This window comes from Streptomyces sp. NPDC087845, assembly GCF_044742755.1.
Classification (GTDB): Bacteria; Actinomycetota; Actinomycetes; order Streptomycetales; family Streptomycetaceae; genus Streptomyces.
Window position 1 is genome coordinate 13,744 of the sequence record NZ_JBIUVC010000027.1, and the last position, 25,824, is coordinate 39,567.

26 protein-coding genes are annotated in these 25,824 nt (G+C 69.6%); 13 read left to right on the top strand and 13 right to left on the bottom strand.

The features are described 5' to 3' along the window. Positions 1–51 precede the first annotated feature (51 nt). On the bottom strand, positions 52–258 hold the full coding sequence (locus tag ACIOMQ_RS38090; protein ID WP_323183800.1) for a DUF5999 family protein: 207 nt from the start codon (positions 256–258) through the stop codon (positions 52–54). A gap of 352 nt (positions 259–610) precedes the next feature. Continuing rightward, entirely contained in the window at positions 611–1,204 is a 594-nt protein-coding gene (locus tag ACIOMQ_RS38095) for a hypothetical protein (RefSeq protein WP_362207380.1), read from the bottom strand. Positions 1,205–1,687: 483 nt separating this feature from the next. Here ACIOMQ_RS38095 and ACIOMQ_RS38100 point away from each other — a divergent pair, with 483 nt between their 5' ends. Continuing rightward, a complete protein-coding gene (locus ACIOMQ_RS38100) occupies positions 1,688–3,193 on the top strand; it encodes a glutamate-cysteine ligase family protein (protein WP_402128964.1) in 1,506 nt (501 codons plus the stop codon). Positions 3,194–3,245: 52 nt separating this feature from the next. Here ACIOMQ_RS38100 and ACIOMQ_RS38105 read toward each other — a convergent pair whose 3' ends face one another. Further along, positions 3,246–5,036 (bottom strand): substrate-binding and VWA domain-containing protein, encoded by a 1,791-nt coding sequence (locus ACIOMQ_RS38105; RefSeq protein WP_402192367.1) that lies wholly within the window; start codon positions 5,034–5,036, stop codon positions 3,246–3,248. 184 nt (positions 5,037–5,220) lie between these two features. Here ACIOMQ_RS38105 and ACIOMQ_RS38110 point away from each other — a divergent pair, with 184 nt between their 5' ends. Beyond that, positions 5,221–6,000: a CPBP family intramembrane glutamic endopeptidase gene (locus tag ACIOMQ_RS38110; RefSeq protein ID WP_402192407.1), complete on the top strand. Its 780-nt coding sequence runs from the start codon at positions 5,221–5,223 to the stop codon at positions 5,998–6,000. Between the two features lie 175 nt (positions 6,001–6,175). Here ACIOMQ_RS38110 and ACIOMQ_RS38115 read toward each other — a convergent pair whose 3' ends face one another. Next, positions 6,176–6,997, bottom strand: a complete 822-nt coding sequence (locus ACIOMQ_RS38115; RefSeq protein WP_402192370.1) for a PhzF family phenazine biosynthesis protein — start codon at positions 6,995–6,997, stop codon at positions 6,176–6,178. Next, positions 6,994–7,446, bottom strand: a complete 453-nt coding sequence (locus ACIOMQ_RS38120; RefSeq protein WP_402192373.1) for a hypothetical protein — start codon at positions 7,444–7,446, stop codon at positions 6,994–6,996. Before ACIOMQ_RS38120 ends, ACIOMQ_RS38115 begins: the two co-directional genes overlap by 4 nt. A gap of 351 nt (positions 7,447–7,797) precedes the next feature. Here ACIOMQ_RS38120 and ACIOMQ_RS38125 point away from each other — a divergent pair, with 351 nt between their 5' ends. The 4 genes from ACIOMQ_RS38125 (at position 7,798) to ACIOMQ_RS38140 (ending at position 12,758) form a co-directional block, all read left to right on the top strand. Next, positions 7,798–8,745, top strand: coding sequence for an NAD(P)-dependent oxidoreductase (locus ACIOMQ_RS38125; protein ID WP_362207392.1), 948 nt, complete (start codon positions 7,798–7,800; stop codon positions 8,743–8,745). 166 nt (positions 8,746–8,911) lie between these two features. Next, the gene (locus ACIOMQ_RS38130; protein ID WP_402192375.1) at positions 8,912–9,673 is read left to right on the top strand and encodes a TnsA-like heteromeric transposase endonuclease subunit; all 762 of its coding nucleotides are present in this window, start codon (positions 8,912–8,914) and stop codon (positions 9,671–9,673) included. Then, positions 9,661–11,745: a Mu transposase C-terminal domain-containing protein gene (locus ACIOMQ_RS38135; protein ID WP_402192377.1), complete on the top strand. Its 2,085-nt coding sequence runs from the start codon at positions 9,661–9,663 to the stop codon at positions 11,743–11,745. Before ACIOMQ_RS38130 ends, ACIOMQ_RS38135 begins: the two co-directional genes overlap by 13 nt. Beyond that, positions 11,742–12,758: an AAA family ATPase gene (locus tag ACIOMQ_RS38140; RefSeq protein WP_402192379.1), complete on the top strand. Its 1,017-nt coding sequence runs from the start codon at positions 11,742–11,744 to the stop codon at positions 12,756–12,758. The genes ACIOMQ_RS38135 and ACIOMQ_RS38140 overlap by 4 nt, the downstream gene beginning before the upstream one ends. Positions 12,759–13,590: 832 nt before the next feature. On the opposite strand, the gene ACIOMQ_RS38145 is transcribed toward ACIOMQ_RS38140, so the two are convergent. Next, complete coding sequence (locus ACIOMQ_RS38145) at positions 13,591–14,010, bottom strand: hypothetical protein (RefSeq protein ID WP_402192381.1); 420 nt, start codon at positions 14,008–14,010, stop codon at positions 13,591–13,593. A 749-nt stretch (positions 14,011–14,759) separates the two neighbouring features. After that, positions 14,760–15,188, bottom strand: a complete 429-nt coding sequence (locus ACIOMQ_RS38150) for a VOC family protein (RefSeq protein ID WP_402192383.1) — start codon at positions 15,186–15,188, stop codon at positions 14,760–14,762. Between the two features lie 338 nt (positions 15,189–15,526). Here ACIOMQ_RS38150 and ACIOMQ_RS38155 point away from each other — a divergent pair, with 338 nt between their 5' ends. Beyond that, the gene (locus ACIOMQ_RS38155; RefSeq protein WP_362207409.1) at positions 15,527–16,153 is read left to right on the top strand and encodes a PadR family transcriptional regulator; all 627 of its coding nucleotides are present in this window, start codon (positions 15,527–15,529) and stop codon (positions 16,151–16,153) included. Between the two features lie 85 nt (positions 16,154–16,238). Here the strand turns inward: ACIOMQ_RS38155 and ACIOMQ_RS38160 are convergent, their stop codons facing one another. Together ACIOMQ_RS38160 and ACIOMQ_RS38165 are read right to left on the bottom strand one after the other, a co-directional pair. Further along, entirely contained in the window at positions 16,239–16,670 is a 432-nt protein-coding gene (locus ACIOMQ_RS38160; RefSeq protein WP_401266641.1) for an SRPBCC family protein, read from the bottom strand. Between the two features lie 78 nt (positions 16,671–16,748). After that, positions 16,749–16,952, bottom strand: coding sequence for a hypothetical protein (locus ACIOMQ_RS38165; RefSeq protein WP_362207415.1), 204 nt, complete (start codon positions 16,950–16,952; stop codon positions 16,749–16,751). A 246-nt stretch (positions 16,953–17,198) separates the two neighbouring features. On the opposite strand from ACIOMQ_RS38165, the gene ACIOMQ_RS38170 reads away from it, so the two are divergent. Then, complete coding sequence (locus ACIOMQ_RS38170) at positions 17,199–17,768, top strand: Clp protease N-terminal domain-containing protein (protein ID WP_362207543.1); 570 nt, start codon at positions 17,199–17,201, stop codon at positions 17,766–17,768. Positions 17,769–17,790: 22 nt separating this feature from the next. Here the strand turns inward: ACIOMQ_RS38170 and ACIOMQ_RS38175 are convergent, their stop codons facing one another. Beyond that, a complete protein-coding gene (locus ACIOMQ_RS38175; protein WP_401759010.1) occupies positions 17,791–18,357 on the bottom strand; it encodes a TetR family transcriptional regulator in 567 nt (188 codons plus the stop codon). Between the two features lie 128 nt (positions 18,358–18,485). On the opposite strand from ACIOMQ_RS38175, the gene ACIOMQ_RS38180 reads away from it, so the two are divergent. Beyond that, positions 18,486–18,944: a nuclear transport factor 2 family protein gene (locus tag ACIOMQ_RS38180; RefSeq protein ID WP_362207421.1), complete on the top strand. Its 459-nt coding sequence runs from the start codon at positions 18,486–18,488 to the stop codon at positions 18,942–18,944. Between the two features lie 64 nt (positions 18,945–19,008). Next, on the top strand, positions 19,009–20,037 hold the full coding sequence (locus tag ACIOMQ_RS38185; RefSeq protein ID WP_401759007.1) for an EamA family transporter: 1,029 nt from the start codon (positions 19,009–19,011) through the stop codon (positions 20,035–20,037). A gap of 195 nt (positions 20,038–20,232) precedes the next feature. Here ACIOMQ_RS38185 and ACIOMQ_RS38190 read toward each other — a convergent pair whose 3' ends face one another. Next, a complete protein-coding gene (locus tag ACIOMQ_RS38190; protein WP_362207427.1) occupies positions 20,233–20,928 on the bottom strand; it encodes a pyridoxamine 5'-phosphate oxidase family protein in 696 nt (231 codons plus the stop codon). Between the two features lie 35 nt (positions 20,929–20,963). Here ACIOMQ_RS38190 and ACIOMQ_RS38195 point away from each other — a divergent pair, with 35 nt between their 5' ends. Continuing rightward, the gene (locus ACIOMQ_RS38195; RefSeq protein WP_401266648.1) at positions 20,964–22,295 is read left to right on the top strand and encodes an aminotransferase class I/II-fold pyridoxal phosphate-dependent enzyme; all 1,332 of its coding nucleotides are present in this window, start codon (positions 20,964–20,966) and stop codon (positions 22,293–22,295) included. Here the strand turns inward: ACIOMQ_RS38195 and ACIOMQ_RS38200 are convergent. Beyond that, complete coding sequence (locus ACIOMQ_RS38200) at positions 22,286–23,314, bottom strand: DMT family transporter (RefSeq protein ID WP_401988670.1); 1,029 nt, start codon at positions 23,312–23,314, stop codon at positions 22,286–22,288. The genes ACIOMQ_RS38195 and ACIOMQ_RS38200 overlap by 10 nt on opposite strands. A 74-nt stretch (positions 23,315–23,388) precedes the next feature. On the opposite strand from ACIOMQ_RS38200, the gene ACIOMQ_RS38205 reads away from it, so the two are divergent. Further along, a complete protein-coding gene (locus ACIOMQ_RS38205; protein WP_362207437.1) occupies positions 23,389–24,306 on the top strand; it encodes a LysR family transcriptional regulator in 918 nt (305 codons plus the stop codon). 91 nt (positions 24,307–24,397) lie between these two features. After that, the gene (locus ACIOMQ_RS38210; RefSeq protein ID WP_362207440.1) at positions 24,398–25,192 is read left to right on the top strand and encodes a hypothetical protein; all 795 of its coding nucleotides are present in this window, start codon (positions 24,398–24,400) and stop codon (positions 25,190–25,192) included. Between the two features lie 97 nt (positions 25,193–25,289). On the opposite strand, the gene ACIOMQ_RS38215 is transcribed toward ACIOMQ_RS38210, so the two are convergent. After that, a complete protein-coding gene (locus ACIOMQ_RS38215; protein WP_402192386.1) occupies positions 25,290–25,766 on the bottom strand; it encodes a pyridoxamine 5'-phosphate oxidase family protein in 477 nt (158 codons plus the stop codon). Positions 25,767–25,824 lie beyond the last annotated feature (58 nt).

Here is a 25,824-nt window from a genome sequence, read left to right on the forward strand (position 1 = left end):
GGGCCGGTGCGGAGAAGTCTCCGGGCCGGCCCCAGTCCGTTCGGGCCGGGGTCAGGCGGCCTTCACCACCCGGCCGGTCTCCAGCGGCCGGTGCGGGGCGATGATCTGCCCGTCCGGGAGCAGCTCACCGGTGTCCTCGAAGAGCAGGACGCCGTTGCACAGCAGGCTCCAGCCCTGCTCCGGGTGGTGGGCCGTCAGGCGGGCGGCCTCCCGGTCGGCTGAGTCGGCGGTCGGGCATGGTGGCTGATGCTGGCACATGGGTGGGTTCTTTCGCTGCGTTGTAGTGAATGTCCTGCGGCTTGACGAAGTGTTCACGGCCGCCCCCCGTATCGATCGGTCCGGTCCCAGTGTTGCCCTACGGGCGTCAATCCGCAGGGATTTCGCGGCAGCACTTCTTCTTACTCCGAGGACGCGTCACCCGGCCGGACGGTTCAGCGCAACTGCACTGTCACTTCGGGTGGTTCGGGGTGACCGGACTGGGCTAGTCCGGATGGGGCGGGATGCGCCCCCCCCGCGCGCTGCGGCGCGCATCTCGGTCCCGCGCAGCGCTGTGCCCCGCCACGGAAGACGGTGGCGGGGCACAGCGCGGTGGTGCGGGGTGCGGTCGCTGTCAGGCGGGTGATCCGAGCAGGGGACCGGGGCCCGGGGTGATGCGCAGCGTCATCACGCGGAGCAGGTCGGCCACCCGGTGCGGGCGATGGGCCGCGATGCCCGGCGGGGCGGGAGCCAGTGGTACGAGGAGATCGGCGGGGGCGAGTGCCCCGCCGGCCGGGTCGGCATCGGCGTCGGAGTGCAGCCACAGGGCCAGCATGTAGAGCTCCGGAATGGACAGCAGCCGTGGCTGGTAGTGAGAGGTCACCGTCTCTGCCTGGCGCAGGGCGAGTTCGGTCGAGGCGACGTAAGGACCCTCGAAGAAGTGCGAGAAGGCCCAGCCGTCCGGAGTGAGCATGGTGTCCGCCGCGGCGACTGCCTGCTCCGAGCCGCGGATCACGAACCGCCACGCGGCGAGCCGGGTGGCGGGTGCGAGCCCGCTCGGGCCGATCCGCTCCATTGCATGGACGGGGAGCGGGAGTTCGGGGCTCAGCGGTCCCTGGGCGGATCGGAGAGCCGGTGTGCGGGCCTCGCGGACTGCGGTGGGTGAACCGAGTGCCGCAAGGACGCTGCGCAGAGCGGGCGCGGGAGCCGGGGGAACATGCAGCGGCATAGTGGGTCGCCTCTCACTTCGGAGACACGGTGGTGCGTGGGCGGGTGCAGACGGCGCTGTCGGCATGCGGGGCCAGAGGAGGCCGGTGACTGGGCCGGTGCGTCAACTCTCTGCCTCGTCTGCAAAGTTTATACGACACGTGTTCACGCAATGATTCCACTAGCCGTCGCAGGTATTGCCGACAAGGCGGTATCAAGACTTTATTATGCGGTGATTCTTCTGATTCGTCGTCAGCGGCGCAGTCACCGCCAGGGATTTTTCCCTCGACGCGGTCGGCCGAAACACGTCGGCGTTTTCACCACACACCGGGCGGCGGAAACTGCGAACTGCACCATGCCGACGGAATGTGCCCCGGACAGTCGTCCACAGATTACTGGGTGAGTGGCGATCGCGGGGCGTTATGGATCACCCCGCCTGGGCATTATCGATCGTGACGCGAGCGGCCTGGGCCGCGGGCCGCCCACTCGAGGGAGGGACGCTTCGATGGGGGAGAAGGTCGTGGCGGGCGCCTTTGATCTGTCCGATCGGCACAGGTACCGGAGGAAGCTCCACCAGTGTCTGGAGGGGCTGGAGAGGCTCCTGGCGGAGCGGAGGTTCGACCGCCCCCGCAACCTCATGGGCATGGAGATCGAGCTGAATCTGGCAGGCGCCGACGGCATGCCGAAGATGATGAACGGGGAGGTGCTCCCTCGGATCGCGAGCCGTGATTTCCAGACCGAACTCGGGATGTTCAATTTGGAAGTGAACATAGTCCCGCACCACCTGGACGGTCGCGTTTTCGATCAGCTGGCCGAAGAGCTCAGGACCGGCCTCGGATATGCCCATCGGAAGGCGGGCGAGGTCGATGCCGGGATCATGATGATCGGAATTCTGCCCACCCTGGGGCGTGCGGACCTCGTTGCCGCGAACCTCTCGAAGGCGGACCGCTACACACTGCTGAACGATCAAATGGTGGCTGCGCGGGGCGAGGATTTCCTCCTCGATATCCACGGTGTGGAGCGATTGGCCTGCACCTCCTCCTCGATCACCCCCGAGGCCGCCTGCACATCGGTTCAGCTGCATCTGCAGGTGACACCGGCGCGCTTCGCGGCCGTCTGGAACGCGGCCCAGGCCGTCGCCGGGGTCCAGATCGCCCTGGGCGCCAACTCACCCTTCCTGTTCGGCAAGGAGCTGTGGCGGGAATCGCGACCGCCGCTCTTCCAGCAGGCCACGGACACCAGACCGCCCGAACTCCGGAACCAGGGGGTGCGGCCCCGGACCTGGTTCGGCGAGCGGTGGACGGGTTCGGCGTACGAGCTCTTCGAGGAGAATCTGCGCTACTTCCCGCCGCTGCTGCCGATCTGCGACGAGGAGGAACCGCTGCGGGTGCTCGACGAGGGCGGCGTACCGCAGTTGCAGGAGCTGGTGCTCCACAACGGTACGGTCTACCGCTGGAACCGGCCCGTGTACGGCCTGGCCGACGGCGTACCCCATCTGCGGGTGGAGAACCGGGTCCTGCCCGCCGGTCCCACCGTCACCGATGTGATCGCCAATGCCGCGCTCTACTACGGGCTCGTGCGGGCGCTCGCCGAGGAGGCCCGTCCGGTGTGGACCAGGCTTCCGTTCGCAGCGGCGGCCGAGAACTTCGACGCCGCCTGCCGCCACGGCATCGACGCGGAGCTGATGTGGCCGCGTCCGGGACGGTCGGGCGGGGTGACCCGGGTGCCGGCCGTCAAGCTCGTACGGGACGAACTGCTGCCGCTGGCTGCCGCGGGGCTCGATGCCTGGAACATCGAGCCCGCGGACCGCGACCGCTACCTCGGAGTCATCGAGGAGCGCTGCAGACGACGGGTGAACGGGGCGTCCTGGCAGGTGGACAGCTACCACCGGGCACGGGAGGCCGGGCTCGAACGGCGTGCCGCACTGGCCGCGACCACTCGCCGGTACGCCGAACTGATGCACAGCGGCGAACCCGTGCACAACTGGCCGACGGGTGTGCCCGCGCGGTGACCCCGCCGACGCGGGTGCCGGTGCCCACCGCCGTTCCCGTCCGTGCGGAGCGCTATTCCTGGGTGGCGTGGTTGCTCTGTCCTGCCGTCATGACGGCCTGCAGGATCACGGCCTGGATGTCGGCAGGGTCGGTGACCTGGTAGCCCCCGCCGCCGGTCACCTTCGCCATCTCGTCGACCTCCTCGCGGTCGGCCTCGGGGCCGACCGCGATGGCGAGGAGCGGTACCGGACGCTCCGGGTCGGCGATCCGCTTCAGTTCCGCGATCAGGGCGCTGCGGGAGATGGAGCGGTCGTCCTGGTTCGATCCGTCGGTGAGGATCACCACGGCGTTGAACTTGCCCTTCACATACGTCGCCTGCGCGTCCTTGTACGCGGCCAGCGCGGTGTCGTACAGGCCGGTCGCGCCGCCCGGCACCGGTTGCAGCGCGGAGAAGGCCGCGGTGAGCTTCTCGCGGTGGGTACCGCCGCCCTTGGCCGGATCGCCGAGCCGGCCGGTCGGTACCAGCCTGCGGTAGTCCTTGTCGCCGTCGAGCGCGGTGGCGAACTCCCAGAGCCCGATCTCGTCGTTCGGGGTGAACTGGTTGAGGGCCTGGATCAGGGAGGCCTTGGTGACATCCATCCGGGACTGGTTGCGCCCCGGCACGATCGTGGCCATCGAACCCGAGGCGTCGACGACCGTCGTCAGCCGCGCGCTCTGCACCGTGATCGTCCACATGCCGAGCGTCTGCTGAAGCTCCTCGGCGGACGGCGCCGCGGCGGCCGGGGCGGCATACGGCTGGGGCTCTCTGCCACCCGCCGACGCGACCACGGACTCCCCGGCCGCCCCGTCCGCGTTCCTGAAGCCGTGCTCCTTCAGGGTGGCTTGCGCGCCCGGCTCGTTCAGCAGCGTCATGAACCGCAGCGCCGCCCGGCCCTCGGACGTACTCATTCTGGTCTCGTCGACCAGCGTGTACGGGTAGTTGAGCAGCGGGGCGCCGTCCTCGGGGTAGAAGAGATCGAGCCGTCCGCCGCCGGTCGACTCCGCGTTGTGGGCGAACGCGGCCTGCTCGGCGAGGAGCACCGCCTGGTTGCGCTCCGGATTGCCCTGCTCGGCGCCCGAATCACTCTGCGCCAGGGTCTCCAGTACCTGGGTGTCGCCGTCCGACATGCGTTGCGCGAGCAGTTTGGCGGTCGCCGCGACCCTGGTGTCGCTGTCACCGCCCTGTTTCTCGGAGGACGTGCCGATGCTGGAGAGCGCGAGCAGCCCGGTGGCACTGCGTCCCGGATCCGCCGAGCCCAGGCGCACCTTGTCCGAGTCCACGGTCGCGGCCGTCAGTTCGGCCCAGGAGTACTTCTTCTTCGGCCAGCCGAGTCTCTTGGCCGCCGACGGCACCATGGCCAGGGTGACGGGGGAGGAGGCGATGGAGTCGCCCGGGGTGATCGGGACGCCTTCGCCGGAGCCCTTGGCCCGGTCGAGCCAGAGGTCGGAGTCGGGCAGCCAGAGCTGGTAGTCCGGAGCACGGGTCCCGGAGGAGAGGGCGTCGGCGACCTTGTAGGAATCGCGTGCGACGACCTGCACGTACAGACAGCGGCCGTCGGATCGCAGATCGTCCTCGCGCGCCTTGTCGGCGACGGCACGCACGGCGGGGGCGATGTCCGGCGAGGCCATCATGGAGAGATGCACGGCGGAGTCCTCGCAGGACTTCGAGAACGACAGCAGACCGCCCTGCGCCGCGACCGCCGTTCCCGCGGCCACCGCGAGGACGAGCGCGGTCGCGATCACCACGGTCCGCCGACGGCGCGGCGGCGGACCGTCCCCGCCTCCGTCGGTCGCGTGGTCGTCGGGCAAGCTGTGACGTCCCATGTCGGTGGTGCCCCTCCTTGAGGATGAACAAGGAAAAGGGGGACCACACCATCGCCCATGGTGGGTGTCCCCCGGCCTGTCGCGCATGATCTTCGTACCTGCATTCGAGACCCTAGCGGGACGGGGAGGGGCATGGGGCGTGAATGCACAACTCAAGGCAGGTGTACAGGTGGAGGCGGGGCGCGTGGCTGATTCTTTTCCCCAAGAGGCTGTTTCGCGACGGATCTTGCGGTCCGAAACGGTACTGGTACTGGCTCTCTCGCTGGGTGCCAGCGGGGTGTCTGCCCTGATCAGTTTTTTCGGATCACTGACGAAACCAGGGGGTTTGAAGGAACAGGCCGCGACGCTCAACAGCTCTTACGCACCAGGGCGTCCATGGCTGGATCTCGCCTGGCAACTCTTCGGTATCGCGACGGCTCTGGTGCCCGTGGCCCTCGTCGCCCATCTGCTGATCAGGGAGGGAACCGGCCTGCGCGCCATCGGCTTCGACCGGACCAGGCCGTGGCCGGACCTGGGGCGCGGCACGCTGGTCGCGGCGGGCATCGGAAGCGCCGGGCTCGCCTTCTACCTGGTGGCGAGGGCGGCCGGTTTCAATCTGACCGTGGTCCCGGAGTCGCTGCCCGGCGTGTGGTGGAAATTCCCGGTACTGATTCTCTCCGCACTGCAGAACTCCGTGGTGGAGGAGGTGATCGTCGTCGGGTACCTGCTGCGCAGACTCGGGCAGTTGGGGTGGACGCCGATGGCCGCCTTGGTGGCGAGTTCCGTGCTGCGCGGCTCGTACCACCTGTATCAGGGCATCGGCGGCTTCATCGGAAACATGGTGATGGGAGTCGTCTTCGTGCTGCTGTACCGGCGCTGGGGGCGGGTCGGTCCGCTGGTGGCGGCGCATGCGCTGCTGGACATCGGGGCGTTCGTCGGATACGCCCTGCTGGCCGGGAAGGTGGGGTGGCTGCCCACGCCGTGAGCCGGCCGGCCGGCGGCCGGGGTCCGGGGTCCGGCGCCGGAGAGGGAGAGGCGGGGCGTCCGTCGGCGGGTGGTGCGACGAGGGCGGTCCGTGAGCGGTGGTCCGTGGGCGGTGTTCGATGCGGGGGCGTACGGGAGTGGTCCGTACGCCCCCGCTGTGCGGTCGTCGGAGGGGTTCAGAGCGCCGCGAGCAGCTCGCCGTCGATGACCGTGACGGCGTTGCCGGTCAGCAGGGTGCGCTCGCCGCGCAGCGAGGTGCGGACCAGGCCGGAGCGGGCGGAGGCCTGTAGTCCGGTCAGCTCGTCACGGCCGAGGCGGGCTGACCAGAAGGGGGCCAGAGCGGTGTGGGCGCTGCCGGTCACCGGGTCCTCGTCGATCCCGACGCGTGGGAAGAAGCCGCGAGAGACGAAGTCGTAGCCGCGGGAGGGGTCCTCGGCGGCGGCCGTGGCGACGATGCCCCGCCGGGAGAGGCGGGCCACCGTGGCGAGATCCGGAGTCAGCCCCCGTACGGTCGCCTCGTCGGACAGCTCCACGACCAGGTCGCCGATGTGCGGGCCGGTGCCGTGGACGGAGAGCGGCTCCGCGCCCAGAGCGGCGGCCAGCCCGGCCGGGACGGCCTCCGGTGTCAGCGGGGCCGTGGGGAAGTCGAGCGTGACCGTGCCGTCCGGGTGGGCGGTCGCGGCGAGGATCCCGCACCGCGCCGCGAAACGCACCGTGCCGCTCGCCGCCCGAGTGGTGTGCAGGACGTGAGCGGTCGCGAGGGTGGCATGCCCGCACATGTCGACCTCGGTGGTCGGGGTGAACCAGCGCAGCGCCCAGTCCGCCTCGCCGCCCGGCGCCAGCGGGTGGGCGAAGGCCGTCTCGGAGAGGTTGACCTCCATGGCGATCGACTGGAGCTGTGCGTCGTCGGGAAATGCGTCGGAATCCAGCAGCAGGACTCCCGCCGGGTTGCCGGCGAAGGGGCGGTCGGTGAACGTATCGACGATTCGGATCCTCATGACGCGACCGTACGTGCGGCGGAAAGCGGCACGACAAGGCCAATTCCGTATCGCTGGACCGAAATGCCCGGCCGGTGGCGGGGAGCGGGTTCCGCCGGGTCCGACAGCGGCCCCGGCGCTCTTGTGCGCGGTGTGCGCCGCCGGGGTGAGGAAGGCGGCCCGTCGACCGGTTCCTCGGCGCGGGCGCCGTCGGGCGCGGTGTGGCTCCCCGTCGTCCGCGATGCCTCCGACCGCGCGTACACCGGCACCGGGGCGCTGCGGTGCGCCTTCGCGTACGACGGTGCCGTGCCGTCGAGCGCCCGACGGATCCAGGAGGCCGCCGGTGCGGGCGGGTCGACCGTGCCGTCACGGCCGTCGTGGTCGTCGGCGCCCGGCCCGTGGCCAGAGTGCCCGAACAGCAACTTCGGCCGGTGGCCGACGATCTGGTCGGCCACCTGGTGTGGGCCCACGGAGGCTTCACCGGGAAGGAGCGGCCCGTTGTCCGTTCTCACCGAAGTCGGTCGCCGTCGCATCCCACCCGGTCGACGAGGTCCGGGCGAGGCGCGCTGTCACCCGCCTGGAGTGCCTGCGGCTGCGCCTGAGGCCGCGCGAGTGTGCGGGGACGCAGACTCGCCCTTGCTCGCATACGCGGGTGTGGTTCAGCAGGCCTCCGTCCCGACTGCCTCGGCAGGGCGGGACGGTCGTGCAATCCGACGCAGAGGCCGTGGCGTGTCGGCACCCTGTCGGCCGTGTGCCGCGGTCCGATCGGTGAGCAAGAGGGCCGCACAGGCCGAACCGTCTTCCAGGATCGAGGTACAGAAATGATGTATGCCGCCCAGGACCGCCCGCGTATCGGCTGGATCGGTACCGGCCGCATGGGCTTCCAGCTCGCCGCCCGGCTGCTGGACGCGGGGCACGACGTAGCCGTCTGGAACAGGACCCGCGCCAAGGCCGAACCGCTGGCCGAACGGGGAGCCGCGATCGTCGACCGGCCGGCCGGTCTGGCCGACCGGGACGTCGTCTTCACCATGGTCTCCGCCTCGGCCGACCTGGAGGCGGTCACCACGGGCCCTGGCGGCTTGCTGACCTCGCCGGATGCCGCACCGGGGGTGCTGGTCGACAGTTCCACGGTCTCCGCGCAGATGTCCGCGCTGATCCGCAGAGCAGCCGCCAGGCGTGGGACCGACTTCCTGGCCGCCCCGGTGAGCGGAAACCCGCAAGTGATTGCCGCAGGCAGGCTGACCGTCGCGGTCTCCGGCCCGCGCGCGGTGTTCGACGAGGCCGAGCCGTTGCTGGCACTGCTGGGGCGCGGGGTGACCTACGTCGGAGAGGACGAGGTCGCCCGCCTCGTCAAGATCGCGCACAACGTCTTCCTCGGTGTCCTCACCCAGTCGCTCGCCGAGATCACCGTTCTCGCGGAGAAGGGTGGTGTCAGCCGTGCCGCCCTCCTGGAATTCCTCAACGGCTCCGTGCTGGGCTCGGTCTACACCCGCTACAAGTCGCCGGCACTGGTCAACCTGGACTTCACGCCGACGTTCACCATGCCGCTGCTGCGCAAGGACTTCGATCTGGGGCTGTCCGCAGCCCGCGAGCTGGAGGTCCCGATGCCGCTCGCCGCCGCCACCGCCCAGCTCGTCGCCGGTGCGATCGGGGCAGGGCATGTGGAGGAGGACTTCGCCGCTCTGATCCTTGAGCAGGCCAGGAACTCCGGCATGACGCTTGAAGCCGAGAACGTCCCCGTGGACGACGGCCTGTCACCGCACGCCTGATCGCCCGTAGCGCGACTGGGCGGGACGAGACGGCGACCGGCTTCGGCGAGAACGGCCCTCCTGACCTGTCTCAACGAAGATTCCGCGAATCTCAACGAAGGTGAACGGATGCCCGTTAGTCTCACCGAAGGTTGAGCACCTGCTTGGCCGTGGGGCTGGGGGTGCAGTGGAAGCACTGTCGCGTGCGTACGGCGACGAGGCGTTATCAGCGTTTGAGCTGGACTTTCTCAGTGGCGGAGAGCTTCGTAGGCTCCCGCTGGGAGCGAGTTGGCAGGTTTCCTTCGAGGCGGTCGAACCTGTCCGGCCGTTCCGTTGGGACAAGGAAACGCCGGGCTTCGCCGGCTGGTACTACTCGGTGACGGCGCGGGATCACGTGGGCTATGAGTCGTGGCTGGAGCGGGACCGGTTGATCCTGCTCGACCGTGATCCGCAGGTGACGGCGATATCGTCGCAGCCCTTCTGGCTGCACTGGGACGACGGCCGAAGACAGCGCCGCCACGCTCCTGACTACTTCGTCCGGCTGGCTGCGGGGCAGGCCCGGGTCGTGGATGTCCGTGCCGAGGACGATATGGACGAGCGGACGCGGGAGGCCTTCGCGGCGACCGAGCGCGCTTGCGAGGCCGTGGGCTGGGAGTTCGAGTGGGTCGGCCGTCCTGATGCGGTACTCATGGCGAACATCCGGTGGCTGTCGCGGTATCGCCGGGCACGGTCGGGTCGGCCAGCGGCTGTGGCTGAGCGTCTCCTGGAGGTGTTCAGCAAGCCGAGGGGCTTATGGGAGGGCGCCGGGGTGGTCGGCGACCGGATCCAGGTTCTGCCGGTGCTGTTCCACCTGCTGTGGTCGGGGACGTTGAAGGCGGATCTGTCGGGAGGGCTGATGGAGACCGGGAGCCTGGTCTGGGCGAAGGGGCGGCAGCGGTGGGTCGGCTGACACGTCCGCCGACCTTGGTGGTTGGTGAGAGAGTCCGATTCGACAGGCAGGTCCGGGGAGTGCTTGAGGTGACCGCCCAGGCCGCGGTCCTGGAGGACGCCGAGGATCCGCACCGGGTGGTGGCCTTGATCGAGCTGTTCGAGGCGGAAGACTTCGAGGTCTTGTTCCGCCCGGAGCGGATGCCGCTGCCGGCCTCATCCGTTTTGGAGGCGCTCCCGGCGGCAGCGGTCAAACAGGCACTGTGGTGGGAGAGCCACATCCTGGAAGTGGTGCATGGACTGCCGCCGGACGCGGAGCCTGGCACGGAGCCGCGCGAGGAGTACGGACCGGGCACGTCGCTGACCGCGCGGGAGAAGGCCAAGGCCTCGGAACTGTCGAAGGCGGGATACCCGGCGACGGCCAGCACAGTCGCCCGGCTGCGTCGCCGCTATCTGAAGGACGGGGTTGCCGGGCTGGCTGATGGCCGCGCGGCCCGCAAGCGGCCGGAGTTCGGGACGGTGGATCCCGGGGTGGTGGACGCGATGCGCCAGGCCATCAAGGAAGGCGTCGACACCTCCACCCGGACCGCGTCCTACCTGATCTGGAGGACGAAGGAGATCCTCAAACAGACCGAGGAAGGACAGGCGGCTCCGTGGCCGTCCAGGGCCACGCTCTACCGGTTGGTGGAGAAGCTGACGGCGGGCACTCACGCGACGGGCTCGGCCGTGACACGCCGGTCGAAGGCGCACACGGCGGCTGTCCCGTTCGGAGAACTGACCGTGAGTGCTCCGGGCGAGGTCATGCAGATCGACTCCACCCCGCTCGATGTGATGGTCAGGCTGGACAACGGGGTCGTCGGAAAGGTCGAACTCACGGCGATGATCGATGTCGCCACCCGGACCCCGACAGCGCTTGTGCTGCGGCCGTCGACGAAGTCGGTTGACGCCAGCGTGCTGCTGGCCAGGACCGTCACGCCAGAATTGATGCGCCCGGGCTGGGTGGACGCGCTCAAGATGTCCCGCTCCGTTCTGCCGCACCGCAGGCTGCTGAACCTGGACGAGCGCCTTGAGTACGCGGCAGCCCGGCCGGTGATCGTCCCGGAAATGATCGTCTGCGACCACGGGAAGGCGTTCATCTCACGCAACTTCCGGGCCTCCTGCCGGTTCCTGGAGATCGACTTCCAGCCGACCCACAAGGGCTCGCCCTTCGAGAAGGGCCACATCGAGAAGATGCTGGGCTCGGTTGCCACGATGTTCGCGCAGTTCCTCCCCGGCCACACCGGCCGCAACGCTGACCGCCGTGGCCGGCACCCAGAGAAGGAGAACCTGTGGTCGCTGCCCGAGTTGCAGGAACTGCTCGACGAGTGGGTTGTCGCCAAGTGGCAGAATCGTCCCCACGAAGGGCTGCGTGACCCTGACCATCCGGGTCGGCTGTTCACGCCGAATCAGAAGTACGCCGCACTGGTTGAGTCCTGCGGTTACGTCCCGGTCGCGCTGAGTGGCCAGGACTACATCGAGCTTCTGCCCGCGGCCTGGCGTGCCGTCAACACCTACGGCCTGCGGATCAACAACCGCACCTACGATGCCCCGGAACTCGGCCCGATGCGACGGCAAGTTTCCGGTGTCGTCGCCAAGCGAGGGCTCTGGGAGGTCCACCGCGACCCCTACGACGTCTCCCGAGTCTGGGTACGCAACCACCGAGGCAATGGCGAATGGGTCCAGGCGACCTGGAAATACCTCAACCGAGCACCCGTCCCCTTCGGCGACCTGGCCTGGGACCACGTCAGCCACCAGCTGCCCAAGGCCACCGAGGAAGAACTCGCTGATGCCGTGTCCGCTCTGCTGACCCGCGCACATGCCGGCCCCACCCAGCCGACGGCGAAGAAGGGCAGGAGGGCCAAGTCGGCCAAGGGCGATCGTCGCGTCGCGGCCCGGACCAGGGCCACCACATCGGCAGCAGCCACGGCTCCGCCGCAACCCAAGACGCAGAACAAGCCCGCGCCGGAACCGCTGGCGAAGGACGAAGAATCGATCGCTGACGTGATCCCGCTGGGCCTGTTCGACCCGCGCGAGGACCCCTGGAGACGTTCATGACCACGCCTCAACTCCTGTCCTCCGAAGAGGGCCGGCACCTGAGTACGCGCCCGGGCTGGCGCGAGTTCGCACAGGACCCGCCAGCTTTGCCGGTCATGTTTACCGAGGACGCGTACGCGGCGCTGAGCGATGCTGACCGCGCCCGGGACGCCGAGGACCGGCTGGACCACCACACCCGCCTGCGGGTAGTGGCTACCTCCACGGTCCGCCACACTGTCACCACCGGTCGTCGGCTGATCCTGCTGAACCGGCACGCTGTCAGCGCCCGCCGCGGCCTGATCGTCTCCGGGCCCGCGGGCACGGGAAAGACCATCGCGATCACCCAGCTCGGCCTTGCCCACGAGCTCCAGGACCAGGCCCGCCACCCGGAGTCTTCCGACCGCATCCCGGTCCTCTACATCACCGTTCCACCGGCCGCGACACCCCGCATGATCGCGGCTGAATTCGCGCGCTTCCTCGGTCTGCCCACGACCCGTCAGTTCAACATCACCGACATCATCGAGTCCGTCGTCGGCGTCTGCACCAAGGGCCGCACCGGCCTGGTCCTGGTCGACGAGATCCACAACATCTCGCTCACCAGCCGCATCGGCGCCGAAGTCGCCGACACCCTCAAGTACTTCTCCGAGCGGATCCCGGCCACATTCGTCTACGCCGGCATCAACGTCGAGCACAGCACCCTGCTCACCGGCACCCGAGGGGCCCAGATCGCCGGACGCTTCACCCTGATCTCCTCCCACCCCTTCCCCTACAACGCCGAATGGAAGGGCCTGGTCAAGACGCTGGAGGAAACCCTGCTCCTGCGCAGTCACCGGTCGGGCACGCTCGCCCGGCTCGACCGGTTCCTCCACGACCGGACCGGCGGGATGATTGGCGCGCTCTCGCACCAGATCCGCGGAGCCGCCATCGACGCGATCCTCAGCGGCACCGAGAAGATCACCAGGAAGGGCCTGGAGAACATCCCTCTCGACGTCGCCGCATCCACCCGGATACCCGCGTCGGGGGACGCCCGTTGACCAGCAGAACATGGACCAGCCCCGCACTCGCCCCGCTGCCCTTCCAGGTCAGGCCCATCGCCGACGAGGGCCGAGACAAGTTCGTCGAACGCCTCGCTGAAGCCAACTGCATCAAGGCCCACTACCTGCGAAAGATCCTCCGAGAACCGCCCGAACACCGGGGCCGCGTCCAATGGGAACGCCTGGGCGCCGTCACCAGCCGCGATCCAGTCCAACTCAGCGACATCCTGGGGCACTCCCGTTGCAGGGGCTGCGGAATCATCCTGCCCTTGGACAACAAAGCCACGAACCGCCGGACGTGCTCGGCTGCCTGCCGGACGAAGGGCTACCGTCAACGACTCCGCCCCACCGATGAGTCACAAACTCATCGCACGATCGTCTGCGCAGGCTGCGGTCAAAGCGTCGAGGTCCCCGCACAGCAACACCGCCGCCGCTACTGTTCACGCACCTGTCGCCAACTGGCCCGCGAGCAGCACCAACGCGAGCTGGGCCAGGTCGCGATCAAGACTTGCGAAGCATGCGGGAAGGTCATTGGGCGACTCCCCGGCAGACGCTGGTGCTCGGAGCGCTGCAGCGACTGGGCATGGAGAAAGCGGAACGGATTCACCACCGCGCCGGCCCCCGACGCTCCCTACCCGGGCCAGCCGAAGACCTGTGCTGGATGCGGCGGCGCACTCACACCAGGAAGCAGACGAATACGCCTGACGTGCTCACCGACCTGCAAGACACGGGCCTCCCGCCGCCGGCGAGAAGCAGCACAACTGACTGCGGAAGCCCTCGGCCCCTGACGCCACCCGATCCAAATTCGGTGGCAACCGGTCCGGATTCGATGTCAGGGGACAGCGAGCACGTGACACAGCCCGGCGCGAACGGCGAGTCGATCGCCAAGCTCCCTTTCCAGATCCGGCCGATCGCCGGTGAAGGCTGCTATCCCTTCATCGCCCGCCTCGCCCAAGCCAACTGCCTCCCACCCGCCCACCTGCGACGTTTCCTCGCCGGACCGCCCGGATATCGCGGCAGCCCGTCCTGGGAACGGCTCGCGGCCGTCACCGGCCGCGACGCCGGACAACTGCGGAAGACTCTCGACACCGCAAAGTGCAAGGAGTGCGGTTCCGTCTTCCTGCTCGACCGCACCTTCGGCAACCTGCCCCGCTACTGTTCCGCTCGATGCCGCAGCCGCCCATCCCTCAAACGCGAGGTCACAGAGCCCTGCCGGATCTGCCAGCAACCCATGAAGATCCAGTTCGGCCAACGCTACCGACTCTGTTCCTCCGCCTGCCGCAGAGTGGCCTACATAGAACGTCAACGTCGCAACAAGGGCACCACCGGACAGCACGAGCCCCGCACCTGCGCCGCCTGCGAGCACCCACTGCCGTCGGCCACTCCGATCACCGAGCGCAGCTGCTCGGAGAGATGCAGCCGACAGGTCTCCCGCTGGGACTGGATGATCGAGCGGCACGGACTTCCCCTGCCCTCACTGACATGCGCGTTCTGCGGTACCCCGATAGGGACGAAATCTCCGCCTGATCCCCACCGGCGCTGGTGCAGCCGCCGATGCCGCACATGGGCATCCCGCGGCCATGACCCAGCCACCTTCTTCAAACCGCTGATCTGCGAACAATGCCAGAAGCCATTCCCACGCCACCCGAACGGCAGAGGCCGGCGGTGGTGCTCACGCAAGTGCTACCGGCTATCCCGAGGCTGGCCTGAGACACCGATGACACACCAGTAACCGAAACGATCGCGAGTGCCCATCGAGCGCGGCCTGTTCTTTCGTATCCGACCTGGCGCAGAGCGTCGCCGATGTGCTGCGGTGCGCCAGATTCAGTAAGACGCAGACCACAGGGTCCGTCTCACCGAACTTGCCGTAGTCGGTTGAACCGGCCGGACGGCCCGTCCCGAGAGCCTGATCTGGCGATCCGTGTCACGACGCCCTGACGGGCTGGGTCCGGTTCTTCGTCTCGGCCCATAAGAACAGAACGAGGACACGTTCGCGGCTCCTCAGTCGATACAGAACTCGTTGCCCTCGATGTCCTGCATCGGGATGCACGAATCATTGCCGTCATAAAGCGTTTGCACGTGTACCGCGCCGAGCGGGACCAGTCGTGCGCATTCGGCCTCAAGTGCGGCGAGGCGCTCTTCACCCACGAGTCCGGTGCCGACCCGCACATCAAGATGCAGCCGGTTCTTGGCGGCCTTCCCTTCGGGGACGCGCTGGAAGTACAGTCGCGGGCCCACCCCTGATGGATCACTGCAGGCGAACCATGAATCTCGCTGTTCAGGTGGCTGCGAGCGCTTGAAATCGTCCCAAGTGGCAAACCCCTCCGGTGGCGGCGGTACGACGTATCCCAACACCTCGCACCAGAAACGAGCGAGGCGCTCAGGTTCTGCGCAGTCGAAGGTGACTTGGAACTTCTTGATCGACGTCATCGGTCCACCATATTGGCGCGTGCTGCCCTGACTCAATCGAGATCCCGGGGCTTCATCGCCATGCGGGTCGAGGTCTCGGTTGACATCACTAGCGCCAACGGACCGGATCGCCTGAGACGACCGGACACGACCCACCGAAACGATCAACCTTCGCTGAGACAAACACTTAGGTCGTCAATCTTCGCTGAGACGAACACCGATTCGTGCAGGTTGCCTGAGATCGAATCAACCTTCGCTGAGACAGGTCACCTCCCCCTCAGAAAAGGAGATTGTCAAGCGATCGGTTCCGATATATCGTTGACGCATCGCGACAGATCAACGACGGAAGGAGCGTGGCGATGCGTTCACGCGGACACGAGCATGAGCACGGGCATGGACATGGGCACTGCGGGCCCGGCCATCAAGGCTGGGGTGGCTTCGAGGGGCGGCGGGCGGCCTTCGGGCAGTTCGGTCCGCCGTTCGGCGGCGGTCCTTTCGGGGGCGGCCCCTTCGGTGGCGGGCGCGGTCGTGGCGGTGGCCGGGGGAGGGCGCGCCGCGGTGACGTACGTGCCTCGATCCTGGCGCTGCTGAAGGACCGGCCGATGCACGGATACGAGATGATCCAGGAGATCGGCGAGCGCAGTGGCGGGGCCTGGCGGCCCAGTCCGGGTTCGGTCTATCCGACCCTTCAGCTGCTGGAGGACGAGGGCCTGATCGTCAGTGCCAGCGAGGGCGGCAAGAAGCTGTTCACGCTCACCGAAACGGGCCGCACCGAGGCGGAGTCGGGTCCCGACGCGCCCTGGGAGGAGGCCGGGCGGGGGGTCGACTGGGAGAGCGTCAACGAGATCCGGCAGGCCGGTTTCGGTCTGATGGAGGCGTTCGGTCAGGTCTGGAAGACCGGCTCGGCCGATCAGCGTCAGAAGGCCCTCGCGGTCATCGGCGATGCCCGTAAGAAGCTCTATCTGATCCTCGCCGACGAGCACTGAGCCCGCGGGTGAAAAGTGCAACGTGCCAGGTACCAGGGGCCTCGCGGCCGAGCCGCGAGGCCCCTTCCCGTCCGTCCGGTGCCCGTCAGGCGGCGACCAGGCCGCCCAGTCTGCGCAGCGACTCGGTGAGGGCGGCGGTCGCCGAGTCCCTGAGCTTGCCGGCCATCAGGGAGACCGCCGCGCCGGTGAACTCCCCGTCGATGCGTACCGTGGTCGCATCGCCGTCGGGCGTCAGTGAGTAGCGCATGGCCAGGTTGACGCCCATCGGTCCCTTGCCCCTGGTGGCCAGCAGGCGCGCGGTCTCCAGCTCCGCCACCGTCCAGGTCACTTCGGCGGGGAAGCCCATGAGCTTCATGTTCTCCTCGTAGGTCGCCGCGAGTTCGAGTGCCGCGGGGGCGCCCTTGGGGAAGCTGGTGTGGGTGGCGTTCCACTGGCCGTACGCGGTGAAGTCCGTCAGCTGGGCCCAGACCTTCTCGGCCGGTGCTTCGATGCGTGCTTCTGCACTGACTTCGGCCATGCGACCACCCCTTCTCGGCGGGTTACGGTGTCGCGGAACGTAGCCGCAGTGACGTGAACATTCAATACTGATGAACCGTCAGATCCGTGGCCCCGTTTCTTCCAGTGCCGCTCGCCAGATCAGTGCGGCATCGAACCGGTCGCAGGCGCGCGGGTGCGGGCCGTCGTCATGGCAGTGGAACGCGGCCCAGAAGAGGTCGGCACGCAGTGCGTCCGCCGGTGCGTGGACCCGGTACACGTACTCCCGTCCGTCGAGTGCCGGCAGGGCGACCAGCCAGGACACGTCCGCAGACCCCTTTCGGCCGCCGTATGGATGGTGTGGCCTCCGGGACGTTCCCGGAGCGGCTCCCGGTTGCTCCGGGGGCGCGGCGCAAGGCGGCGCGCGCCGTTTTTCCGGATCGGATCCCGGAATGGCGAGATCTCATCCGTAAGGAGGAGAAACCGCTCGGGTGTGCCCAACTTGCGTGGGATGCCTAGATGGGCCCCTCTGGCGATGCTCCCGCGCCGCGGGACTGATGGGGTGAGAGATGTGCAAAACCGGACGCCGCGGATCCCTCAGCAGCCCGCACCGAACCGTGCTGAGTTCGACGCCAGACTCACTGTGGAGCTGGCCGCCGTGGTGACGGGTGCCCGCAGGCGCGCACTGCGCGACGGCGACCGGCAGATCGACACGGCGCATCTCCTGCACTCCCTCATCGAATCGGATCCGGAGGTGCGGGCAGCCTTCGAGGGCGGACCGCAACTGGCCAAGGTGCTCGGGTACCTCGTCCAGCGCAGTATCGGATACGGGCTCCGCTGGCAGGGTGCGGTGGAGGACTCCGGTGCCGTTCCGGTCGTCAGGCATCCGGATTCCGCCGTGCGGGACACGGGGGCGGAGGGCTGGTCGCCCTCGGCCGCCTCGGCGATGGCCGGAGCCCGAGAGCGGGCGGAGTCGCGCGGCGACGCGCGGGCCGGCGGGCTCGATCTGCTCGCGGCGCTGGCCACGGACCGCGAGTGCCGGGCCGTCGAGGTGCTGGAGCGGGCCGGCGTCGAAGCGGGGCAGCTCGCGGCCCGGATCGCGGGGGCATCCGGCCAGGGGTGGCAGGGGACCGGGGGCTGAGGCCCGACGCCCCGGGGCCGATTCAGTGCGGCGGTTCCGTCAGGGCCTTGAAGGCCGGACGGAGCAGGGCGGCAATACGGTCGGCAGGAGCGTCGCGCAGGGCGTCGAGGCCCAGGAGCTGGTGGCCGATGGTGACGCCGACCATGGTGGTGACGACCAGCGCGGCGCGCAGTTCGGGGTCTTCGGCCTCCGGCAGCGCCGCACCGATGCTGTCGATCTGCCGGCCGAGTCTCGCGCGGGCCTGATCGGCCGCGGCCGGATCGGTGAGCATGGAGCGCATCATCGCCAGGGCGCCGTCGGGAAGGCCGCCGAGCTTGAGGCCGAGTGTGGTGAGCAGCTGATCCACGAGTGTGTCGGCGTCGGCGCCGGCCGGCAGGGCGGGGGACGCCTGCACGGACTGGGTGAACAATTCGCGTTTCGACCCGAAGTACTGCATGACCAGGGCCGGATCGACATCCGCCGCGGCTGCCACGGCGCGGATGGTGGTGCGGTCGAAGCCCCGCTCGGCGAACAGTTCCCGTGCGCTGTCGAGGATGCGTGCCTCGGTGGCGCGGCGGCGGTCGGCGCGGGTGGTGCGAGGGAGGGTCACGCATTCACTCTACAGGCGTTGACCGAACCTGTGCGGACTCGTACGGTCATGGGGTCAACGCCCGTTGAGTGAGTGAGTGAGCGAGCGAGGAGTGAGCGAGTGGAGTGGAGTGGAGTGGAGCGAGTTCTGTGCCAGGTCCGAGGAAACCCTCGGCCCGTACCCCGCGCGAGGTGCTGGGCTGCTACCACCGGGCCATGCTCGACAAGTCCGCGGACGACCTCGCCGACCTGTACGCCGTGGACGCGCTGCACGAGTTCCCGTTCGCGTCCCCCGGCTTTCCCCCGCGTTTCGTGGGGCGCGAAGAGGTGCGCGCCGGCTATCGGGCGGCCTGGGGTGCGAGTCCCGTCCGGGTGGAAGCCGTCGAGGAGGTGGAGATCCACGAGACCGCCGATCCGGAAGTGATCATCGGCGAGCACGTCGTGGTCGGTGCGCTGCCGTCCGGGAGCGGCACCTTCACCGTGCCCGGCTTGCTGGTCGTGCGTGTTCATGACGGACTGATCACCCGGGTCCGCGACTACATGGACGGCCTGGCCGTCGCAGGGCTGGGGGAGTCGATGGCGAAGGCCGCGGCGGAGCCGAGCGGCTGACGGGGGGGTGCGCGTCAGGGGTCACCGGGGTGACGCTCCTGACGCCAGCTGTCATGATGTGCCGATGCACGCGTCTCAGGGGAGAAGCGCCAGCCTGGGACTTGCCCTGGTGTCGGCGTTCGCATTCGGTGGTTCAGGGGTCGCGGCCAAGCCGCTCATCGAGGCAGGACTCGATCCGCTCCATGTGGTGTGGCTACGGGTGGCGGGCGCCGCCCTCGTCATGCTGCCCGTCGCCTGGCGCCACCGGGATCTCGTGCGCGGCAGGCCGGTTCTGCTGCTGGGGTTCGGGCTGCTCGCCGTCGCGGGTGTACAGGCCTTCTACTTCGCCGCCATCTCCCGCGTCCCCGTGGGCGTCGCACTTCTCGTCGAGTATCTGGCGCCCGCGCTCGTCCTCGGCTGGGTGCGTTTCGTCCAGCGCCGTCCGGTCACCCGGAGTGCCGCGATCGGTGTGGTGCTCGCCGTCGGGGGACTCGCCTGTGTGGTCGAGGTCTGGTCGGGGCTGAGCTTCGACGTGATCGGGCTGCTGCTCGCACTGGGTGCCGCCTGCTGCCAGGTCGGCTACTTCGTCCTGTCGGACCAGGGGAGCGCGGACCGGGCGGAAGGCGTCGAGCCGCCGCACCCGATCGGTGTCATCTCGTACGGGCTGCTGATCGGTACGGTCGTCCTCACCGCGGTCGCACGGCCGTGGAACATGGACTGGCCGGTTCTGGGCGGCAGCGCGGGCATGGACGGCACGGACGTACCGGCATGGCTTCTGCTCGTCTGGATCGTGCTGATGGCGACGGTGGTCGCCTACATCACCGGTGTGATCTCGGTACGGCTGCTCTCGCCCGCGGTGGCGGGTGTCGTCGCGTGCCTGGAGGCGGTCATCGCGACCGTGCTCGCCTGGGTGATGCTCGGCGAGCACCTGTCGGCGCCGCAGCTCATCGGCGGTTCCATGGTGCTGATCGGTGCCTTCATCGCCCAGTCGGCGACGCCGAGGACGCCCTCCGGCCCCGTCGCGTCGCGACGGCGCGAGGGGTATGTGGCGGGACCTGACGAAGGGCGTGGCTCCGCCGAGGGGGAGTTGTCGGCCGGACGCGCCGCGACGTGATCCGACGATCATGGATTCGGCCGTACCTCTGCCGTCTGTCGTCTGCCGCCCAGCGCGGGCAGTCGCTTCTGACGGGGAGTTCGACGAGGCGCGCCGTGCTGTGCACGCCCGCCGCCGGGCGGCCGTACCGGCCTGAGCGGCAGGGGTGGACGGGTCCGTGCCTCCGGCGCCGGACCCGTCCACCCCGGTGGTGGTTCAGAGCGCGGTGATGTAGTCCGGTACTCCGATGGCGGGATCGAGGTCGTCCGCGGGGAGCGGCGCCGTATAGCCGTGGGCGAGCGGAACGACGCCGGCCCAGTGCGGCAGCGCGAGGTCGCGGGGTTCGTCGTTGGGGCCGCCGGTGCGGATCTTGGCGGAGACCTCCTGGAGGTCCAGGCGGATGACCGCCGTCGCGGCCAGTTCCTTCTCGTCGGCAGGCCGCGAGTCCGCGGACCGGCCCGGCACCACGTGGTCGACGATCGCATCGAGGGCGGTCCGCCGCTCCTGCGGGTCGGTCACCGTGCGGGCGATGCCGTGGACCACCACGGAGCGGTAGTTGATCGAGTGGTGGAAGGCGGAGCGGGCCAGCACCAGCCCGTCGACATGCGTCACGGTCAGGCAGACGGGCAGGCCGGGGTCGGTCCGGCCGGCCTCCCGCAGCGGCCGGGAGCCGGTCGAGCCGTGTACGTAGAGACGCTCGCCGACGCGGCCGAAGAGCGTCGGCAGGACGACCGGTGAGCCGTCACGGACGAAGCCGAGATGGCAGACGTACGCCTCGTCGAGTATCGAGTGGACCAGCTCCCGGTCGTACGCCGCGCGTTCGCGGGAACGGGTCGGGACGGTGCGCCCGGTCGGAGGGTATCCGGCTCCGGTGTCCGGGCCCGTGGACTGCGGCGATGCGGTGTCCGACATTGCGTACTCCATTGCACTAGTGCATAATCCAGTTTGTGCTAGGAGAGTATCGGATCGTGGGGCGGCGCGCATCGGAAATTGCCGCCAGTGTGGAGCGCGGGGTCGGCTCGGGGGATCTCACGCCGGGGCAAGTGCTTCCGCCCATGCGGGAGTTGGCGGAACTGCTCGGGGTGAACCCCAATACGGTGGCGGCCGCCTATCGCACGCTGCGCGAGCGCGGAGTGATCGAGACGGCCGGCCGTCGGGGCAGCAGGGTGCGACCGCGCCCCGCGAGTACGGCGCGCGGTTCGCTCCGGGTCGAGGCGCCGCCCGGGGTGCGGGACCTGGGGGAGGGGAACCCCGATCCGGCGCTGCTGCCCGCACTGGGGGAGGCGTTCGCGGCGGCCACGGGCGAGTACGCGCGGAAGCCCGGAATGTACGGACAGGCGCCGGTGGACCCGGAGTTCGCCGCACTCGCGCGCGCCGCCCTGGACGCCGACGGAGTGCCGGCCGGTCCGGTGGTCGCGACCTCCGGGTCCCTGGACGCGATCGAGCGCGTACTGGTCGCGCACCTCAGACCCGGTGACGCGGTGGCGGTCGAGGACCCGGGGTGGGGAAGCCTGCTGGACCTCGTACCGGCGCTCGGGCTGCGCCCCGTTCCCGTCGCGCTCGACGACGACGGACCGCTGCCCGGTGCCGTGGAACGCGCGCTGGACGCCGGTGCCCGCGCGCTCGTGGTCACCGGCCGCGCGCAGAATCCGACCGGGGCCGCGATCGGTGCCGAGCGGGCCCGTGAGCTGCGGCGCGTCCTGGCCGGGCACCGGGGCGTCCTGCTCGTCGAGGACGACCACGGACACGCCATCGTCGACCTGCCGCTGCACCCGCTCGCGGGCGCCACGGACCGGTGGGCGTTCGTGCGGTCCGTGGCCAAGGCGTACGGGCCGGATCTGCGGGTCGCCGTGCTGACCGGCGACCCGGTCACGGTCGACCGGGTGTCGGGTCGGCAGCGGCTCGGCCCCGGCTGGGTCAGCAGGCTGTTGCAACAGGCCGTGGCCCACCTGTGGGCCTCGGGCGCGGTCGACACGGGCGAGGTGGCGCGGGCGTACGGGAAGCGGCGGGACGCACTCGTGCGGGCGCTGGAGCGGCGGGGCGTGGAGGCGCACGGGCGCAGCGGCATGAACGTCTGGGTGCCGGTCAGCGACGAGACCGGGGCCGTGGCCCGGCTGCTGCACGCGGGCTGGGCGGTGGCGCCCGGCGCGCGGTTCCGGATGACCGCGCCCCAGGGTGTCCGGCTCACCGTCTCACCGCTCACCGAGGCCGACATCGAGCCCCTGGCCGACGCGTTGGCGGCGGCGGCCGGACCGGCGGAACCGCTGAACTACGGCTGAGCCCCTGCCCCGGCGCGGCGCGCCCTGCCCTGGGTGAGGGCGGCGCCCGCCAGGACCACGAGGGCGCCGACCGGAGTGTTCCAGCTCAGCCGCTCGCCGAGCACGACGACTCCGGCAGCAGTGGCGATGACCGGGATGAAGTAGGTGACCATCTGCGCGGTCGTCGGCCCGACCTCCTCCACCAGGCCGTACTGGACCAGCACCGCGAGGCCCGTGCCGAGCGCTCCCAGGGCGACCACGGCAAGGGTCGGGAGCAGGGGGAATCCGTCGGGTGCCGAGGTGAACAGCGGGGTCACCAGAGCGATCTGCGCCGTACCGAGGAAGAGCTGACTGCCGGCCAGGGAGAGGGTGGACGAACTGCTGCCCGCCAGCGTTCTGCGGACGTAGATCCAGCCGATCGGATAGCTCAGGGCGGCGAGCAGCGCCATGGCCGTACCGCTGAGGTCCAGTCCGGAGAAGCCCTGCCAGGCACCCAGCACGGTCAGTACACCCAGGAAACCGAGCCCGAGTCCGGCGACGCGGCGACGGGTCGGCCGGTCCTCGGAGAGCGCGACGAGCGACAGCAGCATGCCCCACAGGGGCGAGGTCGCATTGCAGATTCCGGCCAGCGTCGAGGGAATGGTCAGCTCGGCATAGGCGAAGAGCGAGAACGGCAGCGCGTTCAGGAAGAACGCGGCGACGGCCAGATGCCCCCACGTGCGGATGCCGCGCGGCAGCCGCTCCCGCCGTATCGCCATCGCGACGGCCAGCACCGCCGTGCCCGACAGGAGGCGGCCGAGGGTGACCTGGAACGGGGCGTATCCCTCGGTGCCGACCTTGATCAGGAGGAAGCTGAAGCCCCAGATGAGCGAGAGCGCTCCGAAGCGGATCCGCCAGTCCAGCCGCGGACGCGCGGCAGGCGCCGAAGCGGGCGCCGAAGCAGGCGTCGCAGCGGGGGCGGGGGCGGCCGTCCCGGCAGGCCGGGACGGGGCGGGGAACTCGGCGGGAGGTGGGGTGCTCGGATTGGCGGGCGCGCTCATGCCGTCAACGATGGCGAAAACAACCACGTAGGACAAGTGAGATTTTGTGCGGGAATCCACGTAGCATTGCTTACATGTTGAATCTGGAGCGCCTGCGTACCCTGGACGCCCTCGCCCGGCACGGTTCGGTCAGCGGCGCCGCCGAGGGGCTGCATGTCACCACGTCCGCGGTCTCCCAGCAGATGTCGAAGCTGGAGCGGGAGGTGGGGCAGCAGCTCCTCACCAAGAACGGGCGCGGTGTCCGGCTCACCGACGCCGGTCAGTTGCTCGCCGACCACGCGGCCCGGATTCTGTCCCAGGTCGAGCTGGCCCAGTCCGACATCGAGGCGCAGCGCGGCGAGGTGGTGGGCGAGATCCGGCTCTCCGCCTTCCCGACCGCGGCGCGCGGGCTCTTCCCCGCAGTGCTCCGCACGCTCCAGGCCGACCACCCCGAACTGCGCGTGCGGACCCGGGAATTGGAGCCCGAGGACGGGATCCGTGCGGTCATCAGGGGAGATGTCGACCTGGCGGTGGTGCTCGACTGGAGCAACAAGCGGCTGCCGGTGCCCGGCGGACTGGCCAGGGCCGAACTCCTCGATGACGCACCGGACATCGCGATGCCGGCCGGTCACCGGCTCGCGGACCGGGCGGAGGTCGACCTGGAGGAGTTCGCCGACGACGACTGGGTGTCCTGGCCCGAGGGCGAGTTCTGCTACGACTGGCTGATGTTCACCCTGCGCTCGAAGGGCATCGAACCGCGCATCGCGCATCTGGCGGGCGAGCACCATACCCAACTCGCCCTGATCGCGGCGGGGATGGGAGTCTGCGTCGCCCCTCGGCTGGGCCGTGGTCCGGTGCCCGACGGGGTGCGGCTCGTGCCCGTGCGGCAGCAGATGCGACGGCACGTCCACGCCGTGTGGCGTACCGACGCGGACCGGCGCCCGTCGATCAGGGCGGCGGTGGCGGCGCTGCGGATGGCCGGCCGGGAGATGCACGCGCCAACTCGTTGTTGAGAAGCACGTCGAGATCCAAGCGCGACGGTGCCGACTGCCTGCTCCTGATGGGATCTTGAGGAGCCGGCAGTCCGGATGCTTGACTTTCCCGGTGACTGGTAACGAAGGAATGGACGCGTTCGAAGACCTCGGCCCGGTGGTCAGTCGGCACGCGGTGGACCACCGGAAGCGGTGGGTGAACGCGGGCTGTGCGCTGCTCATAGCCATCCCGCCGGGCTGGCTGGGTGCGTGGGGCGTGTCCGCAACCGGCGACGGGTCGGCAGGCAGCAACAAGGCGATCGGCCTGCTGCTCGGCCTCTCGCTGGGCGCCGTAGCAATTGCGGTGTCCCAGATCGCGCGGGCCGTGCGTGGCGAGCCCGGGGAGTATTTCGAGGTGCGCCAGGGCGGTCTGGTCCACGGATCCCGGCGCGGGACCGCGGGCTGGTCCTGGAACCGCGTCACCTCGCTCCACGTCGACGGCGATGCGGTGAACGCCCTCGCGACCCGGCTCGGCAACGGGTACCGCATCGAGATCGACCTCGACGACGGCACTCGGCTTCGGACGGACGGGCTCGCCGGACGTGCCGCGGGCCTGGGGCGCGCCCTGCTGACACGGTGCCCGCACGTCGCTCTGAAACCGCGGGTCCCCTGGTACGGCAGGGCGGGTGGCTGGCCGCTGGCCGGGGCCGCGGTGTGCGCGGCGGCGGTCGCCGCGATGATCCTCTACGTCGCGGACCACCCGGACAAGGAACGCCGGATCCCCGGTGGCGGCGGAATGACCGTCGTCGAGACCGAATCGGGCATCAGCGAAGCCGGCTACGCCTTCCTGGCCATCGGCATGCTGGTGTGCGCCATCACCGCGGTCACCCTCGTCATCGCTTACGTACGCGGCAGGGCTTATCGCTGAACCGCCTGGTGCGCGGCATCGCGTCCTCGCGGTCACGGAGGAGACGCCGGCTGGAACGATCAGTTGGGGCGGGCCCTTCTCCCGGGCCGTTGGGTGCTCAGGTCGAGGGCGGGCCCGCGAGCTTGCGGAAGTCCCAGGAGGTGATGGTCTCCGGGGTGAGCCGCAGCCAGGCGTGCCGCCCGTCGTGCGGCATGGTGTCCATCGCGAAGTACTTCGCCGCGAACAGCCTCTCCGGCGCTTCGAGTTCGGGGTAGGACTCGCCGGTACGGGGCGCCTCGCCGACCGGGACGGCCTCGCCGGACAGTTCGATGCCGCGCAGATCCGCGTACTCCACCCCGTCGTCCACAACCACCGCGATCCTCGGATCGCCGCGCAGCTGGGACCAGCGCAGGCTGCGGGTGATCGAGTACAGCCAGAGCGAGGTGCCGTCCCAGGCGAACCAGAGGGCGCCGATGTGCGGGCGGCCGTCCGCGGACACGGTGGCGACCCGGCAGGTGCGCTGCTCGGCGAGATAACTGTCGCGTTCCTCGTCCGTCATCATGATCCGACGGCCCCGTCGCTGAATGGCGGCCATGGGCGCCCCCTCCCGATAGCTGACTATGTGTCAGAAATCATGGGGCCTCTTCCCTCAT

What these genes read in the sequence shown, in the direction of transcription:
- ACIOMQ_RS38090 (WP_323183800.1), bottom strand. Translation starts at nt 258, where the DNA reads ATGTGCCAGCATCAGCCACCATGCCCGACCGCCGACTCAGCCGACCGG.
- ACIOMQ_RS38095 (WP_362207380.1), bottom strand. Translation starts at nt 1,204, where the DNA reads ATGCCGCTGCATGTTCCCCCGGCTCCCGCGCCCGCTCTGCGCAGCGTC.
- ACIOMQ_RS38100 (WP_402128964.1), top strand. Translation starts at nt 1,688, where the DNA reads ATGGGGGAGAAGGTCGTGGCGGGCGCCTTTGATCTGTCCGATCGGCAC.
- ACIOMQ_RS38105 (WP_402192367.1), bottom strand. Translation starts at nt 5,036, where the DNA reads ATGGGACGTCACAGCTTGCCCGACGACCACGCGACCGACGGAGGCGGG.
- ACIOMQ_RS38115 (WP_402192370.1), bottom strand. Translation starts at nt 6,997, where the DNA reads ATGAGGATCCGAATCGTCGATACGTTCACCGACCGCCCCTTCGCCGGC.
- ACIOMQ_RS38125 (WP_362207392.1), top strand. Translation starts at nt 7,798, where the DNA reads ATGATGTATGCCGCCCAGGACCGCCCGCGTATCGGCTGGATCGGTACC.
- ACIOMQ_RS38140 (WP_402192379.1), top strand. Translation starts at nt 11,742, where the DNA reads ATGACCACGCCTCAACTCCTGTCCTCCGAAGAGGGCCGGCACCTGAGT.
- ACIOMQ_RS38150 (WP_402192383.1), bottom strand. Translation starts at nt 15,188, where the DNA reads ATGACGTCGATCAAGAAGTTCCAAGTCACCTTCGACTGCGCAGAACCT.
- ACIOMQ_RS38155 (WP_362207409.1), top strand. Translation starts at nt 15,527, where the DNA reads ATGCGTTCACGCGGACACGAGCATGAGCACGGGCATGGACATGGGCAC.
- ACIOMQ_RS38160 (WP_401266641.1), bottom strand. Translation starts at nt 16,670, where the DNA reads ATGGCCGAAGTCAGTGCAGAAGCACGCATCGAAGCACCGGCCGAGAAG.
- ACIOMQ_RS38185 (WP_401759007.1), top strand. Translation starts at nt 19,009, where the DNA reads ATGCACGCGTCTCAGGGGAGAAGCGCCAGCCTGGGACTTGCCCTGGTG.
- ACIOMQ_RS38190 (WP_362207427.1), bottom strand. Translation starts at nt 20,928, where the DNA reads ATGTCGGACACCGCATCGCCGCAGTCCACGGGCCCGGACACCGGAGCC.
- ACIOMQ_RS38200 (WP_401988670.1), bottom strand. Translation starts at nt 23,314, where the DNA reads ATGAGCGCGCCCGCCAATCCGAGCACCCCACCTCCCGCCGAGTTCCCC.
- ACIOMQ_RS38205 (WP_362207437.1), top strand. Translation starts at nt 23,389, where the DNA reads ATGTTGAATCTGGAGCGCCTGCGTACCCTGGACGCCCTCGCCCGGCAC.
- ACIOMQ_RS38215 (WP_402192386.1), bottom strand. Translation starts at nt 25,766, where the DNA reads ATGGCCGCCATTCAGCGACGGGGCCGTCGGATCATGATGACGGACGAG.